We start from the raw sequence: 13,468 nt of genomic DNA on the forward strand, positions 1-13,468 counted from the left end.
AATTAAGGGAATGCAGCTGTTGTGAACTACCGGTCAGCCAGCGTGGACCACTGCGCCAGCGGCAACGGCGGCTGCGCATGCAGGATGCGCGCCAGCACCAGCTTCAACTCTTCCCAACCCCCCCGCTCGCTTGGCCAACTGGACGGCGTGACCGGCTTCCAGCCGCCCTCCGGCGTGCGCTCCGCCATCTTGAAGCGGAAGGTGTAATGCCCCGCCATGCCCATGCGCAAATCGCTCACGACCAAGGCGTCGCCGATGGCGTCGTAGCGCAGCCAATCGTCCGTAAACCATTGCAGGCGCTGGTGCAGGGGGACGTCATCCAGCGCTTGCGCCAAGTCCAGATGCAGCGGCTGACGCAGCCATTCGGGCGGGCCTCGATCAAACAGGCTGCTGACGGCTTCGTAGTAGTGGCCATCCTGCGTTTTGGCGATGACGCGCCAGACCAGGGTATTGAACGGCATCGACACAGCCCGCAGTTCGGTCACGGCGATGCCCTGTTCGCGCATGGCCTCGCGCACCCGGTCTTCGGCGGCCATGCGGCTGGCCAGGCCAAAGCCCAGGTACGCAGTGCTGAAGACCAACACGCCTGCCAGGAAGCGGCGCGCGCGCTGCGTCATCCCGACGGCAATGGCGTAGAACACCGCCAGCAACATCGGCACCGTGTAGACGGGATCAATAATGAAAATGGCCGACCAGCTTTCGGGAATGGTGGTCATGGGCCAGAAAAGCTGCGTGCCGTAGACGGTGAATGAATCCAGTATCGGATGCGTCACCAGCACCAGCCATATCGTCAGGAACAGCCGCCGCCCGCTATAGGGTGCCTGTGGCCAATATTTGCGTATCAGCCAGGCAAGCAGCATGGCCAGGCCGGTCAGCACGAATACCGAATGGGAGAAGCCCCGGTGGTAGGTCATGAGGGACACCGGATCGGGGTACCGCATCAATACGTCAAGATCAGGCAGCGTTCCCAGCGCCGCCCCATAGATCAACGCCCTGCGCCCCTGGAAGCGCCCCAGCAGCGCGCCTTGTATGCCCGCGCCCAGCACGGCTTGTGTTACCGAATCCATAGTTTCCCAGTCGAATCTTCCATCAACCGCATCAATCAGACAGCCTAGATAACATTTCGCCATCAAGCCAGGCGTTAAGATACCCGATTGCTTTCAGCTAATTTTCAGACTTCGCCTTCATGGATCAATATATCGACAAGATCGGCCTCTTCATCGAGGCCAACCAGGTGTGGGCCGGCCCCATCACGTTCCTGCTGACCCTGGGGGAATCGCTGGTACTGGTGGGCCTGTTCATCCCCGCCACGGCGCTGATGCTGCTGACGGGCGGCCTGATTGGCGCGGGCACGCTGGACCCCTGGGGCGTGGTCGCCTGGGGTATTGCCGGCGCCATTGTGGGTGACGCGGTGTCGTATTGGCTGGGCCGCTGGGCCGGCCCTGGCGTGTTGCGCCGCTGGCCGCTCAAGCAGCAACGCACCGGCGTGGCGCGTGCGCGGCTGTTCTTTTATCGCTATGGCTTCGCCTCGGTGCTGATCGGCCGCTTCCTGGGGCCGATCCGCTCAACCATTCCCACCGTCGCCGGCGTGATGGGCATGGCGCACCACCGCTTCCAACTGGCCAATGTCATGTCGGCGCTGCTGTGGATGCCCTTGATGCTGGCGCCGGGCTACATCACCGCGCGCAGCCTGGGTACGGCGGAAAACGCACAGCAAATCGCCATGATGATCGGCGCGGGCCTGTCAGTGCTGCTAGGATGCGGGCTTCTGCTGGCCATGGTGCGCAAGCGCCGTCAACCGGCTCGGCAACGGGCGGGGCAAGGCCGCGGCAACTGATCGGAGAATGGCATGGCGATTGACCTGGAGCCGAAAGACGGCGATTTCGCGCGCTACATTGAAAACCTGTCGAGCGCAGGCGGTGTCACGCCCGGCAAGGTGCCCGAAAAGGGCCGTGCGTCGCGCCAGGCCAGCGTTGCCGTGCCGGTCCCCGTACCGGCCCCCGCGTCGGGCGACTCCTTGTCCACCGCCCCCTGGGGCAACACGGCCCCGCCCGCGCGCAACACCGGCTCCCCTGGCGCCACCGCCCCGTCAGACGCGGCTGAAATCTCGATGGCCCAACGCGCACGCCAGCGCAAATTCGGCGTCATCCTGACCGTGGGTGGCGTGCTGGCAGGCTGGGCGGCCGCCAATATTGCCTTCCGCGTGCTGCGCACCCCCCATTTCGAGCTAGACGAGTTGATGCCCGCGGTATTCCTGGGGTTCTTCGCGGTCATGCTGCTTAAGGCCGCGGGCAGCGCGCGCAAGGCGCGCGGCCCGCCGCTGGGCAAACTGCCGCCACTGAAAATGTCGTCCTACCGCAAAGACAACTGACGCCGCTGGGCCGCCCGGCATTGGTGCTAACATTTCCGCCGCCGTCGCAAAGACCCTCAAGAATTACGGAGTGAAAGTGAATAACGTTGTCGGATTGAACCAGGCCCAAGCGGCCACGATGCTGAAGCTGCAAGACCACTTGAACAGCATGATCAATCCCGACTGGGTCAATGGCGGATCGCGTTTCCTGCGCGCCGCTTTTGTTGAGTCCGCCGAAGCGCTTGAGCACTACGGCTGGAAGTGGTGGAAGAAGCAAACCATCGACCTGCCCCAGGTGCAGATGGAACTGGTGGACATCCTGCACTTCTACCTGTCGCACACCATCGTCCAAGCCCACGGCCAGCAAGCCGATGCCGCGCGCGCGCTGATGGCCGACCTGGCCACGCCCGCCTCGGTCACGCTGGACGGCAAGACCTATTCGCTGGGCGCCCTGCCCGTGCCCGAACTGCTGGAACTGATCGGCGGCCTGGCCGTCTGCGGCCGCGCCAGCTACAAGGTGCTGGAACAGACCATGACGGCGTGCGAAATGAGCTGGAACGACGCCTACACGCAATACGTGTCGAAGAACGTGTTGAACATCTTCCGCCAGCAGCACGGCTACAAGGAAGGCACCTACATCAAGATCTGGAACGGCGAAGAAGACAACGTCGTGCTGGCTCGCCTGCTGTCGCAACTGGATCCCACCAGCGCGGATTTCGCCGACGCGATGGCGCGCGAACTGGAACAGGCCTACGCGCGCCTGTAAGACCACGGCAAGCCCGTTCGTCTAAAAAAAATCGCCGCTTCAAGCGGCGATTTTTCATTGCAGGCACGGCGATTCAGCTTCAGCGCTGGCCGAAGCGCGTCTCGCCAAACAGTTTCTTCAGTTCGCGCGGTTGCGAACGCCAGTACTGGTGCGGCGCCGCCACTTGCCCGCCCAATTGCGCCGCCGCGTGCCAGGGCCAGCGCGGGTCATACAGCATGCCGCGCGCCAGCGCGACCATATCCGCCTGGCCGTCGGCCAGGATGTCCTCGGCCTGCTGCGCCTCGGTGATCAGGCCTACCGTAATCGTCGGCATGCCCACCTGGCGCTTGATCTCGGCCGCGAACGGCACCTGGTAGTTCGGCCCCACCGGAATTTTCTGCTGCGACGAAACACCGCCACTGGACACGTCAATGAACTCGCAGCCGCGATCCTTCAACTGCTGCGCGAAGACCAGCGTCTGCTCAAGATCCCAGCCGCCCTCCACCCAATCCGTGGCCGATACGCGCACACCCAACGCAACCGAAGACGGCGTGGCTTCACGCAGCGCCTGGAACACTTCAAGCGGAAAGCGCATGCGGTTTTCAAGCGAGCCGCCATAGGCATCCGTGCGCTGGTTCGCCACGGGCGACAAGAACTGATGCAGCAGGTAGCCGTGCGCGGCGTGCAGCTCGATGGCGTCAAAGCCCAGGCGGATGGCGCGGCGCGCGCTGTCCACGAAGGCATCGCGCACGCGCGCCAGGCCGGCTTCATCCAGCGCCAGCGGCGGCGGTTCGGAGGCTTTGTGCGCAATGGGCGACGGCGCCCAACCCTGCCAGCCGCCCTCGGACGGCGGCACCAGTTGGCCACCGTTCCAGGGCGCGTCGCTGGACGCCTTGCGGCCGGCATGGCCCAACTGGATGCCCAGCTTGATGGGCGAATAGCGGCGTACCGCGGCCACCACGCGGCCCAACGCCGCCTCGGTCTCGTCCGACCACAGCCCCAGGTCTCCCGGCGATATGCGGCCATCGGGCTCCACCGAGGTGGCTTCGGTAAACAGCAACGCCGCGCCGGACAAGGCCAGATGACCCAGATGGATCATGTGCCAATCGGTGGCACAGCCGTTTTCGGCCGAGTATTCGCACATGGGTGCGATGACGATGCGATTGGCCAGCGGGACATTGCCGACCGACGTGGGACTGAACAGGTGACTCATGGACGCCTCCGGGCATGGGATGCGAAAGCATAGCGCCCGCGCTTGACGCAAAGCGCAATCCCATCGCCCCCGTCAGGGTTAAACGCCCGGCTATTGGCCTTCGATCACCGAATCCAGGAACTGCCGCGTACGCGCTTCTTTCGGCTGGCTGAACAGCACGGAAGATTCCGCGTCCTCGACGATATTGCCCTGGTCGAAGAACAGCGTGCGGTCGGAGCTGCGTTCTGCGAATTTCATCTGGTGGGTCACGATGATCATCGTCATGCTGCGGCGGGCCGACAGCTTGCGCAAGATTTCCAGAATGCCGCCGACCAACTCGGGATCAAGCGCCGATGTCACTTCGTCGAACAACATGATTTCCGGGCACATGGCCAGCGCGCGCGCAATGCCCACGCGCTGCTTCTGGCCGCCGGACAACTGCGCCGGGTAGACATCCAGCTTGTCGCCCAACCCCACCATGTCCAGGTATTCCACGGCGCGTTCGCGCGCCTGGTCCTTGGACATGCCCAGCACGTGTATCGGCGCTTCCATGGCATTGCCCAGCGCGGTCATGTGCGGGAACAGGTTGAAATGCTGGAACACCATGCCGATCTTGCCGCGCACGCGGCGCAGGTATTCGGAATTGACGCCCACGGGCCGACCCTGTTCGTCCGTCCACATCGTCTGGCCATCGATTTCGATATCGCCGCTGGTGGGCTGGTCCAGCGTCATCAGCACGCGCAGCAAGGTGGACTTGCCCGACCCGGACGGCCCGATCACGGCCACCGTCTGGCCCGCCGGAATTTCCAGATTGATGCCGCGCAGCACCTCCAGCTCTCCGTAACGCTTGTGCAGATTCTTGATGGTCAAGCTGGCGCTCATCGCTTTCCTCCATATCGTTGCAGGCGGGCCTCCAGGCCGCGCACACCCCACGCCGCCACCAGGCTCAAGGCCAGGAACAGCACGCCCACGAGCGTCAGGGGTTCGGTGTACCGGAACGTCGCGGATCCGATCATCTTGCTTTGCTGCAGCAGTTCAACCACCGTGATGGCCGACAGCAGCGGCGTGTCCTTGAACATCGCCACCAGATAGTTGCCCAGCGCGGGCACCACCGGCGGAATCGCCTGCGGCAGCACCACACCCACCGCCGTGCGCCAGCGCGACATGTTCAACGCCGTGGCGGCTTCCCACTGCCCGCGCGGCACTGCTTCAATGCCGGCGCGATAGACCTCGGCGCAATACGTGGCGTAATGCACGCCCAGCGCGACGATGCCGGTCGCCAACGGCGACATCTGCACGCCGGTCAGCGGCAGCACGTAGAACAGGAAGTACATCTGCACCAGAAGCGGCGTGCTGCGGATGAACTCGATCACGAACGCCGTGGGCAGCGACACAATGTGCAAGCGCGAGCGCCGCAGCATGGCCAGGACCAGGCCCAGCGTAATCGCCACCAGCATGCCCAACAACGTCGCCTGAATCGTGATGACCAGCGCCGAACCCAGCGTCGGCAGGATCTCCAGCGCGAAAGACCAATCAAATATCGGTGTCATCGGACGCGGACCCTCCGCTCAAGCATGCGCACGCCGGCCGTGATCACCAAGGCCACCGCGAAATACATCAACAGCATCAAGGTGAAGATCTCGGTGGTACGCAGGGTTTCGCTGCGCAGCAGTTGGCCACGGAAGGTCAGGTCGGTGATGGTGATCAGCGACACCAGCGCCGTGTTCTTCATCAGTTCGATCAGCAGGTTGCCCGCGGGCGGCAGCATGGCCGGTATCGCCTGGGGCACCACGATGCGCCGCATGATCTGCGCGCGCGTCAGGTTCAGGGCGATGCCCGCTTCACGCTGGCCGGGCGGCACGGCCCGGATCGCGCCACGCACCACCTCGGCGCCGTAGGCCCCGGCATTCAAGGCCAGCACCACAATGCCCACCAGCATGGCCGGCAACTGGACGCCGAACAGCGGCAGCACGAAATAGAACCAAAACAATTGCACCAGGGCCGACGTGCCCCGAAAGACCTCGACGTACACCGATGAGAGCCAACGCACTGGCCGCAACGTTGACAGGCGGCCGATGCCCGAGGCCAGCGCCAGGGGCACCGCCAACACGACGGCCCCCGCCATGATCTGGAGCGTGACCCCCAGACCCTCAAGCAGGGGCGGCACCAGCGCCGCGATATGTTCCGAGAGAAGTTGCATCGGCGCTCCTTACTGGCCGGCGCAGAGCTTGGCGGCCGTCACGCCCTGTGGCAGTTCATCTTCGGTAAAGCCAAAAGGCGCCACCAGTTTCTTGTGTTCGTCCGTGCCGATGAATTTTTTCAGTTCGGCGTTGAAAGCCGTGGCAAATTCCTTGTCGTCGGTGCGGAACGCATACGCGCCGTAGCCGCGTACGTCCTTGCCGTCGATCACCGGGTCCGTGAACGGGTCCGCCTTTTCCAGGTCGCTGCCCTCCTGCGTCTTGCCCATCAGGTCGTTGACCGTCAAGCCCGTGGCGGCGTAGGCATCGGCGCGGCCCGCCTGCACGCCCGACAAGGCGCTGACGGCGTCTGGAAACACCACGATCTGGCCCGACGGAATCTTCACTTTTTCGGCGTATTCGCCCTCGATGGCGCCCACCACCACGCCCAGCTTCGCATCCGGGTTCTTCACCACGTCTTCATAGCTGTGCAGGTTCTTGGGATTGCCCTTTTTCACCAGGAAGGCCTCTCCCACCCCATAAGTCGGGTCCGAAAACGCCACCTGCTTGCAGCGCTCGGGGGTCACATACATGCCGGCGGCGATGATGTCGAAACGCTTGGCGGCCAGGCCGGGAATCAAGGAACCGAACTCGGTCAGCACCCCTTCCACCTCGTTGATGCCCATGCGCTTGAGCACCACGCGCGCAATTTCCACGGATTCACCCGTGACCTTGGCTTCCTTGCTGTCCATGTACGCAAACGGCGCCTCGTTGGCGTAACCGATGCGGATTTTGCCTGCCGCCTTGGCGGCTTCCAGCGTGTTGGTGGCGCTTGCGGGCGCCCCGCCAGCCGCAGTGGGCTTGTCGCCCCCCGAGTCGGAACACGCGGCCAACACGCCCAGGCCCAAGGCCAGCAGCAAGCGTTTGGATTGAAGCAAGGTCATGGATTTTTTCTCCCAAATTTATTTCTAGGTGCATGGCTTCACTAAAAATAATACGCTATTAAATGATTTCGACACGAATCATGTAGGCGTAAAAAAGCAGGCCTAAGCCTGCTTTTGGGTGCCGATGCTCTATGGAGCGTCAGCAGACGTTACGAAACGTAGGAAAACATGGCTACGCTATTGTGCGTACGAAAAGCGGCCGTTTTTGACGATGCCCATCACCCGGGCGCGCTCGTCAAACCCTTGATGATTGTCCTTCGAAATATTCAGCACGCCATTCGGCACGACCAGATCGCGCGTGTTTTCCAGCGCATCGCGCAACGCGGCGCGGAATTCCGGCGTACCGGGCTTGGCGCCTGTTTTCAGCGCGCGGCCCACCGCCGAATCCAGCAGCATCCAGGCGCCATAGGCGTCACCCGCAAACTGCGTCAACGTATTGGCGCCGTATTGGCCTTCGTACTTGTCGGCAAACGCCACGGCGACTTTCTTCACCGGATTGCTATCGGGCAACTCGCGCGCCACCACGCCCGGGCCGGTCGGGAACAGCGTGCCTTCCACATCCCGGCCACCAACCTGCAGGAATTCAAGCGTGCCGATGCCGTGGGTCTGATAGACGGCGCCGGTGTAGCCGCGTTCCAGCAAGGTCTTTTGCGGCAAGGCCGAGGGCGTGCCCGCGCCGGCAATCAGCACGGCGTCCGGCTTGGCCGAGATTACCTTCAGCACCTGCCCCACCACCGACGCGTCGGTACGCTGAAAGCGTTCCTGCGCCACGATCTTCAGGTCGTTGCCGGCCGCGGCGGTGAACTCTTTCCACCAGCTATCGCCATAGGAATCCGCAAACCCGATGAAGGCCACGTTCTTCAGGCCCTTCTTCTTCATGTCCTCGACCAGCACGGTGGCCATCAGCGAATCGTTCTGCGGCATCTTGAACGCCCAGGCCCGCTTGGGATCGGACAGGGGTTCCACGATGACGCTGGAGGCGGCCAGCGCAATCATCGGCGTCTTGGTTTCAGCCAGCACGTCCAGCGCGGCCAGGGCAGCCGCCGTGGTGTTGGGGCCCACGATGGCGTCGACCTTGTCTTCGGATGTCAGCTTGCGCAGGTTCTTCACCGCGCGGCTGACGTCGGTGCCATCGTCCAGCACCACATAGCGCGCCGGCTCGCCGCCCAGCGTGTCGGGCCACAGGCGGATCGCGTTGTTGGTCTGGATGCCAATGGCGGCGGCGGGGCCGGTGGTGGACACATCCACACCGATCACGATTTCGGCTTGGGACGTCAAGGTGGGCAGCACCAGCGCGACGGCGCAGGCATAGCGAAGAAAATTGCGAGGCATGACAGCAGCTCTTGGGGTGGTTAAACAGATGCCGCTATTTTGCCTGATGGACCGCGTCGTACCGCGCACGATCCGCACAAGATAGCCGATGCCGTTACATCGGCTTGCCGTTGCGCACCGGTGGATTCCGCGCTCGCCCCCCGGCCTCGTCTTATCATCGTTCATGCCTTGCACGGCAAGGCACGCCGCCTTGCCGGCGGTCGTATTTTTGCACCGGGCGCGCCCGCGACGCACGCGCCCATCCCTTAAAGGAGTCACTATGAAGAAAACCGCATCCGCCGCCTGGTCGGGCGATCTGAAGACTGGCAAGGGCACGATCTCCACCCAAAGCGGCGCACTCAAGGCCCAACCTTATGGGTTCAACACCCGCTTTGGCGACACGCCGGGCACGAACCCCGAAGAACTGCTGGGCGCCGCGCACGCCGGCTGCTTCACGATGGCGCTGTCGAACATCCTGTCCGAATCCGGCATGGTCGCCACCAGCCTGGACACCAAGGCCGAAGTCACGCTGGACAAGGTGGACGATGGCTTTTCCATTACCGCCGTGCACTTGACCGTGGAAGCCGTCATTCCGGGTGCCACTGCCCAGGCCTTCGAAGAGGCCGCGCGCAAGGCTGAAACCGGCTGCCCGGTTTCCAAGGTGCTGAACGCCAAGATCACCATGGAAGCAAAGCTCAAGTCCTAAGCGCGACACCGGCTGATGGGGCTGGCCTTGGCCGGCGCCATTGGCCCACGTGTCTGGGATACCCGATCGGCCCGCCCGGTCGGTCCACCCGATTGGCCCGCCCTATCCCAAGCTTTTCCAAAATCAATTTGACGGCGGATAGGCGCTTCTAGAAAATGAGAACCATTCTCAGGAGCGCCGCATGACCGGATTCATCTACGCGATCTCAGGCGGCAAAGCCGCCCTGGCCCAGGACGCCCAAGTGTCGGCGAATCTGCGCCGCATGGTGGGCTCGGGCATTCTGGTGGCCGTGGGCTACATCGACCCGGGCAACTGGGCGACAGACATCGCGGGCGGCAGCGGCTTCGGCTACGGCCTGCTGATGGTCGTCATCACCTCAGCGTTCCTGGCGCTGGGCTTCCAGATATTGGTGTCGCGCCTGGCGCTGGCTACCGGACAAGACCTGGCCACGCTGACCGCGCGCCATCTGCCCGCGCGTTGGTCCAAGGCCGCGCGGCTGGCGGGCGAAGCCGCCATTCTGGCCACGGCCCTGGCCGAACTGATCGGCGGGGCCATCGCGTTGCGGCTGTTGTTCGACCTGCCCCTGATCGCGGGCGTGGCCGTCACCGGCGTGGGTACGTTTGCCGTGCTGGCCTTGACGCGCGGCAACGCCGACCGCCATGAACGGGTCATTGCCGTGCTGCTGGGCGTGGTGGCCGCGTCGTTCGTGTTCCTGCTGTTCAAGGCAAATCCCGCCTGGACGGCCGTGGCGCACGGCGTGACGGAAACCGGCCAAGCCTTGCGCAATCCCCAGGGTTTCCTGATTGCGCTGGGCATCCTGGGCGCCACCTTGATGCCGCATAACCTGTACCTGCATTCCGGCTCGCTGGCGGAACGCGCGCAGTCGCTGCCGTCGTCCGCGCGCGGCATGGCGATGCGCGTGGCCCGCAACGACACCATCGTGTCGCTGGGCGTGGCCATGCTGATCAACTCGGCAATCATGATCGTGGCGGCGGCCTCACTGTCAGGATCGGGCCTGATCGTATCCAGCCTGGATGACGCACACGCCGTCATCGGTCACAACTTGGGCATTGGCGCCGCTGTTGTTTTCGCGGTGGCGCTGTATGCCGCCGGGCAAAGCTCCACGATCACCGGCGTACTGGCCGGACGCATTCTGTCCAAGGGCTTCCAGATTCGCAGCAACTGGTCGGATCGCCGCCGCGCGCTGGCCACCCGCTTGATTGCGGGCGCGGCGGCTGTCGGCCTGCTGATCTTCACGGGCGGCAAGGATCCCGACGAATTGCTCGTACTTAGCCAGGTCATCCTGAGCCTGGCCCTGCCCTTCGCGCTGGGCCCGCTGGTGGTGTTGGCCTGCCGCAAGGGCGTGATGGGCCAGTATGCGCTGCGCGGCGCCTGGGCCTGGGCCGCCATCAGCGCCACCGTGGGCATCGTGATCCTGGACGGCTACCTGCTTGTCGACATGGTGGTCTAGGCCAAAAAAAACGCCAGCGTCTGCTGGCGTTTCTTTGGCTTGCCGCTTGCGCCGTTGGGGCGGCGGGCGGGCTCGCGCCTTAGTGGTAGGCGGAGACGACCGGATGCTGCTTTCGGCCAACGTCCATGTCGTGCAGAACTTCGCCGACAGCGCCGCCGAAGGAGGCCACGCGCACCTTCAGGCGCAGCCACAGGCCACGGTTGAAGGGACCGGACAGGGTTTCCGCTTTGACGGCCTCGCGGATCAAGGACCGCTCCAGCGCATCCGACATACGGGCATTTTTCAACGCGGTATCGCTCATGATTCTCTCCTTGAGAAAGCGCGATGTGGAACAACACGACTTCATGTTAGATCCGCGTTTGTTGCGTCGCAATAAAAACTTCAAGCATTTTTTTAATCGTTGTGCAATGGGTACAAACACCACCAAAGCGGTGCAGGCGGCACCACGTTAAGCACTAGTCTTGTGCAGCGCCGTCCCCCATTCAGCCGACTCGATGCGCCTGAATCAGCTTGTCGGCCATGTCCGCCACTCGCCCGGCCGGGCCGCCCTCGCCGAATAGCTGGCTGGAAACAAAGGCGCCTTCAATCAACAGCAGCAAGCCGTCGGCCAAGGCCTCTGGGTCGTGCGCGCCCATGCCCGCCGCCATCTCGTTCAAGCGGCGCCGCAGCTCCAGCTTGTGCTCCACGGCCACCGCGCGGGCCGGATGGTGGGGTTCGGGGTATTCGACTGCCGCGTTGGTCAGCCCGCAACCGCGATAGCCGTTTACCACCGCGCGCTTGCCCAGGCCGGACAGGTAGTCCAGCAACTGCGCGCGCGGGTCGCCCGGATGTGCGTCGCAAGCGGCGTTGAAACGCGCCCAGAATTCGGCGTCATAGTCGCGCAGATAGGCCGCCGCCAATTCGTCCTTGGACGAAAAACTGCGGTACAGGCTGGGCTTGGTCACGCCGGCTTGGTTGACGATGGCGTCCACGCCCACGGCGCGGATGCCATCGCGGTAGAACATTTCGCGCGCCGTCTTGCGGATGCGGTCGGCCGCAAGCAGCGGCTTGGCGGCGGGTTGTGCCGCGGTATCGGGCGGGATATCGGACGCGGGGGAAGGCTTGGTGGCCATGCTGGACTCCTGAAAACGGCGCGAAAAACACATCCATCAAAAAGCGCTTGACGATGTTACTGACCGGTACGTACTATTCGCAAACTCGCAAACCCAGATACGTACCGGTAAGTAACATGAGTATAGCTCACCCCCCAATCCCCTTCCGCCGCGCCGGGCAAAAGTACGCTTTTGTCGTCGTGGCAGTGATATTCCTGGCCTTGCTCGTGTCTGCCGGGCTGCGCTCCACGCCCAGCGTACTGCTGGTCCCACTGGAAGATGCCTTTGGCTGGAGCCGCAGTTCGATTTCATTCGCCGCCGCCGCGGGCATCTTTCTTTATGGGCTGGTCGGCCCCTTCGCCGCCGCCGCGATGGAACGCTTTGGCTTGCGCCGCGTGCTGATCACCGCGCTGGTCCTGATGTCCGCCTCCAGCGCGGTCAGCGCGTACATGACCGAGCCCTGGCACCTGCTGATGAGCTGGGGCGTTTTCTCGGGCTTGAGCTCCGGCGCCGTCGCCTCCGTGCTGGGCGCCACAATCGTAAACCGCTGGTTCACCAAGCATCGCGGCTTGATGATGGGCTTGCTGACTGCCAGTACTGCCAGTGGCACGCTGGTATTCCTGCCCATTCTTGCCACCTTGGCGTCTTCCGGAGACTGGACGCGCGTGGTCTGGACGGTGGCGGCGGCCGCCGCGGCGATGGTACCGCTGGCCTGGTGGCTGGTGCCCGACCGCCCCGCCAACGTCGGCCTGGTGCCGTTCGGTAGCGACCCGCACACCCCGCCCGCTCCCGTTGCGCCGCGCACCGGCATGTTGGCCGCCACGTTCGGCGCTCTGGCGCGCGCGTCCAAGACCCCCACCTTCTGGTTCCTGTTCGCCACGTTCTTCATTTGCGGCTTCACTACCAATGGCTTGGTCGGCACGCACCTGATCGCGCTGTGCGGCGACCACGGCATGCTGGAAGTGCAAGCCGCGGGCCTGCTGGCATTGATGGGCATTTTTGACCTGGTCGGCACCACGGCATCCGGCTGGCTGACCGACCGCTACGACCCGCGCAAGCTGCTCTTCGTCTACTACGCCTTACGCGGCCTGTCGCTGATCTACCTGCCCTACTCCGATTTCTCGTTCTACAGCCTGTCGATCTTCGCCATCTTCTTCGGACTGGACTGGATCGCCACGGTGCCGCCCACCCTGCGCCTGACCACCGAAGCCTTCGGCGAACGCGACGCCGGCATCGTGTTCGGCTGGATTGTCGCGGGCCACCAGTTGGGCGCCGCCAGCGCCGCCTGGATGGCGGGCGCCATCCGCGAAGCGCAAGGCAGCTACCTGATGGCTTTTGTGATTTCCGGCATCACGGGCTTGATCGCCGCGTTCATCGCCCTGCGGATCGGCAAAAAGCGCGTGGTGCCGCAACCCGCCTGAATGCAATCCAGACGCGCATGAAAATGCCCGGCATCCGAACTGAACCGGATGCCGGGCATT

At 63.9% G+C, this 13,468-nt stretch carries 16 protein-coding genes; 7 read left to right on the forward strand and 9 right to left on the reverse strand.

The annotated features are described in order from the left end of the window. Nucleotides 1-26: 26 nt before the first annotated feature. Nucleotides 27-1,067 carry a metal-dependent hydrolase gene (locus tag ACE04A_RS02175; protein WP_448715968.1) on the reverse strand — a complete coding sequence of 347 codons (1,041 nt, stop codon included), beginning with the start codon at nt 1,065-1,067 and terminating at the stop codon, nt 27-29. A 119-nt stretch (nt 1,068-1,186) separates the two neighbouring features. On the opposite strand from ACE04A_RS02175, the gene ACE04A_RS02180 reads away from it, so the two are divergent. The 3 genes from ACE04A_RS02180 to ACE04A_RS02190 all read left to right on the forward strand — a co-directional run bounded on the left by ACE04A_RS02180 (nt 1,187) and on the right by ACE04A_RS02190 (nt 3,116). After that, nucleotides 1,187-1,837, forward strand: a complete 651-nt coding sequence (locus tag ACE04A_RS02180) for a DedA family protein (protein ID WP_259246266.1) — start codon at nt 1,187-1,189, stop codon at nt 1,835-1,837. Between the two features lie 12 nt (nt 1,838-1,849). Further along, nucleotides 1,850-2,371, forward strand: coding sequence for a hypothetical protein (locus ACE04A_RS02185; protein WP_485819821.1), 522 nt, complete (start codon nt 1,850-1,852; stop codon nt 2,369-2,371). Nucleotides 2,372-2,465: 94 nt separating this feature from the next. Beyond that, complete coding sequence (locus ACE04A_RS02190) at nt 2,466-3,116, forward strand: dUTP diphosphatase (RefSeq protein WP_279996421.1); 651 nt, start codon at nt 2,466-2,468, stop codon at nt 3,114-3,116. Between the two features lie 79 nt (nt 3,117-3,195). Here ACE04A_RS02190 and ACE04A_RS02195 read toward each other — a convergent pair whose 3' ends face one another. From ACE04A_RS02195 to ACE04A_RS02220, 6 genes are all read right to left on the reverse strand, one after another. Continuing rightward, nucleotides 3,196-4,308: an NADH:flavin oxidoreductase/NADH oxidase gene (locus tag ACE04A_RS02195; RefSeq protein ID WP_448715966.1), complete on the reverse strand. Its 1,113-nt coding sequence runs from the start codon at nt 4,306-4,308 to the stop codon at nt 3,196-3,198. Nucleotides 4,309-4,398: 90 nt separating this feature from the next. Continuing rightward, complete coding sequence (gene ehuA, locus ACE04A_RS02200) at nt 4,399-5,169, reverse strand: ectoine/hydroxyectoine ABC transporter ATP-binding protein EhuA (RefSeq protein WP_259246263.1); 771 nt, start codon at nt 5,167-5,169, stop codon at nt 4,399-4,401. After that, nucleotides 5,166-5,837 carry an ectoine/hydroxyectoine ABC transporter permease subunit EhuD gene (gene ehuD, locus ACE04A_RS02205; protein ID WP_100856341.1) on the reverse strand — a complete coding sequence of 224 codons (672 nt, stop codon included), beginning with the start codon at nt 5,835-5,837 and terminating at the stop codon, nt 5,166-5,168. The genes ehuA and ehuD overlap by 4 nt, the downstream gene beginning before the upstream one ends. Beyond that, nucleotides 5,834-6,487, reverse strand: a complete 654-nt coding sequence (gene ehuC, locus ACE04A_RS02210; protein ID WP_100856342.1) for an ectoine/hydroxyectoine ABC transporter permease subunit EhuC — start codon at nt 6,485-6,487, stop codon at nt 5,834-5,836. The genes ehuD and ehuC overlap by 4 nt, the downstream gene beginning before the upstream one ends. Nucleotides 6,488-6,496: 9 nt before the next feature. Then, nucleotides 6,497-7,408, reverse strand: coding sequence for an ectoine/hydroxyectoine ABC transporter substrate-binding protein EhuB (ehuB, locus tag ACE04A_RS02215; protein WP_279996347.1), 912 nt, complete (start codon nt 7,406-7,408; stop codon nt 6,497-6,499). Nucleotides 7,409-7,585: 177 nt separating this feature from the next. Beyond that, nucleotides 7,586-8,740, reverse strand: coding sequence for an ABC transporter substrate-binding protein (locus ACE04A_RS02220; protein ID WP_259246261.1), 1,155 nt, complete (start codon nt 8,738-8,740; stop codon nt 7,586-7,588). 259 nt (nt 8,741-8,999) lie between these two features. Here ACE04A_RS02220 and ACE04A_RS02225 point away from each other — a divergent pair, with 259 nt between their 5' ends. Together ACE04A_RS02225 and ACE04A_RS02230 are read left to right on the forward strand one after the other, a co-directional pair. Then, nucleotides 9,000-9,425, forward strand: coding sequence for an OsmC family protein (locus ACE04A_RS02225; RefSeq protein WP_259246260.1), 426 nt, complete (start codon nt 9,000-9,002; stop codon nt 9,423-9,425). Between the two features lie 181 nt (nt 9,426-9,606). Then, on the forward strand, nt 9,607-10,896 hold the full coding sequence (locus ACE04A_RS02230) for an Nramp family divalent metal transporter (RefSeq protein ID WP_448715965.1): 1,290 nt from the start codon (nt 9,607-9,609) through the stop codon (nt 10,894-10,896). A 79-nt stretch (nt 10,897-10,975) separates the two neighbouring features. Here the strand turns inward: ACE04A_RS02230 and ACE04A_RS02235 are convergent, their stop codons facing one another. After that, on the reverse strand, nt 10,976-11,197 hold the full coding sequence (locus ACE04A_RS02235; RefSeq protein ID WP_100856347.1) for an XRE family transcriptional regulator: 222 nt from the start codon (nt 11,195-11,197) through the stop codon (nt 10,976-10,978). Here ACE04A_RS02235 and ACE04A_RS02240 point away from each other — a divergent pair. Then, on the forward strand, nt 11,196-11,348 hold the full coding sequence (locus ACE04A_RS02240; RefSeq protein WP_164741270.1) for a hypothetical protein: 153 nt from the start codon (nt 11,196-11,198) through the stop codon (nt 11,346-11,348). The two genes, ACE04A_RS02235 and ACE04A_RS02240, sit on opposite strands and share 2 nt — an antisense overlap. A gap of 30 nt (nt 11,349-11,378) precedes the next feature. Here ACE04A_RS02240 and ACE04A_RS02245 read toward each other — a convergent pair whose 3' ends face one another. Further along, nucleotides 11,379-12,008 carry a TetR/AcrR family transcriptional regulator gene (locus ACE04A_RS02245; RefSeq protein ID WP_448715964.1) on the reverse strand — a complete coding sequence of 210 codons (630 nt, stop codon included), beginning with the start codon at nt 12,006-12,008 and terminating at the stop codon, nt 11,379-11,381. A 116-nt stretch (nt 12,009-12,124) separates the two neighbouring features. Here ACE04A_RS02245 and ACE04A_RS02250 point away from each other — a divergent pair, with 116 nt between their 5' ends. Continuing rightward, the gene (locus ACE04A_RS02250; RefSeq protein ID WP_448715963.1) at nt 12,125-13,408 is read left to right on the forward strand and encodes an MFS transporter; all 1,284 of its coding nucleotides are present in this window, start codon (nt 12,125-12,127) and stop codon (nt 13,406-13,408) included. The last annotated feature ends 60 nt before the right edge of the window (nt 13,409-13,468 follow it).

The sequence above is a fragment of the Achromobacter colocynthidis genome (assembly GCF_057334535.1).

Excerpts from the sequence above, each read along its gene's own strand:
- ACE04A_RS02175 (WP_448715968.1), bottom strand. The coding sequence starts at position 1,067 with ATGGATTCGGTAACACAAGCCGTGCTGGGCGCGGGCATACAAGGCGCG.
- ACE04A_RS02180 (WP_259246266.1), top strand. The coding sequence starts at position 1,187 with ATGGATCAATATATCGACAAGATCGGCCTCTTCATCGAGGCCAACCAG.
- ACE04A_RS02185 (WP_485819821.1), top strand. The coding sequence starts at position 1,850 with ATGGCGATTGACCTGGAGCCGAAAGACGGCGATTTCGCGCGCTACATT.
- ACE04A_RS02195 (WP_448715966.1), bottom strand. The coding sequence starts at position 4,308 with ATGAGTCACCTGTTCAGTCCCACGTCGGTCGGCAATGTCCCGCTGGCC.
- ehuA (WP_259246263.1), bottom strand. The coding sequence starts at position 5,169 with ATGAGCGCCAGCTTGACCATCAAGAATCTGCACAAGCGTTACGGAGAG.
- ehuD (WP_100856341.1), bottom strand. The coding sequence starts at position 5,837 with ATGACACCGATATTTGATTGGTCTTTCGCGCTGGAGATCCTGCCGACG.
- ehuC (WP_100856342.1), bottom strand. The coding sequence starts at position 6,487 with ATGCAACTTCTCTCGGAACATATCGCGGCGCTGGTGCCGCCCCTGCTT.
- ehuB (WP_279996347.1), bottom strand. The coding sequence starts at position 7,408 with ATGACCTTGCTTCAATCCAAACGCTTGCTGCTGGCCTTGGGCCTGGGC.
- ACE04A_RS02220 (WP_259246261.1), bottom strand. The coding sequence starts at position 8,740 with ATGCCTCGCAATTTTCTTCGCTATGCCTGCGCCGTCGCGCTGGTGCTG.
- ACE04A_RS02225 (WP_259246260.1), top strand. The coding sequence starts at position 9,000 with ATGAAGAAAACCGCATCCGCCGCCTGGTCGGGCGATCTGAAGACTGGC.
- ACE04A_RS02230 (WP_448715965.1), top strand. The coding sequence starts at position 9,607 with ATGACCGGATTCATCTACGCGATCTCAGGCGGCAAAGCCGCCCTGGCC.
- ACE04A_RS02240 (WP_164741270.1), top strand. The coding sequence starts at position 11,196 with ATGATTCTCTCCTTGAGAAAGCGCGATGTGGAACAACACGACTTCATG.
- ACE04A_RS02235 (WP_100856347.1), bottom strand. The coding sequence starts at position 11,197 with ATGAGCGATACCGCGTTGAAAAATGCCCGTATGTCGGATGCGCTGGAG.
- ACE04A_RS02245 (WP_448715964.1), bottom strand. The coding sequence starts at position 12,008 with ATGGCCACCAAGCCTTCCCCCGCGTCCGATATCCCGCCCGATACCGCG.
- ACE04A_RS02250 (WP_448715963.1), top strand. The coding sequence starts at position 12,125 with ATGAGTATAGCTCACCCCCCAATCCCCTTCCGCCGCGCCGGGCAAAAG.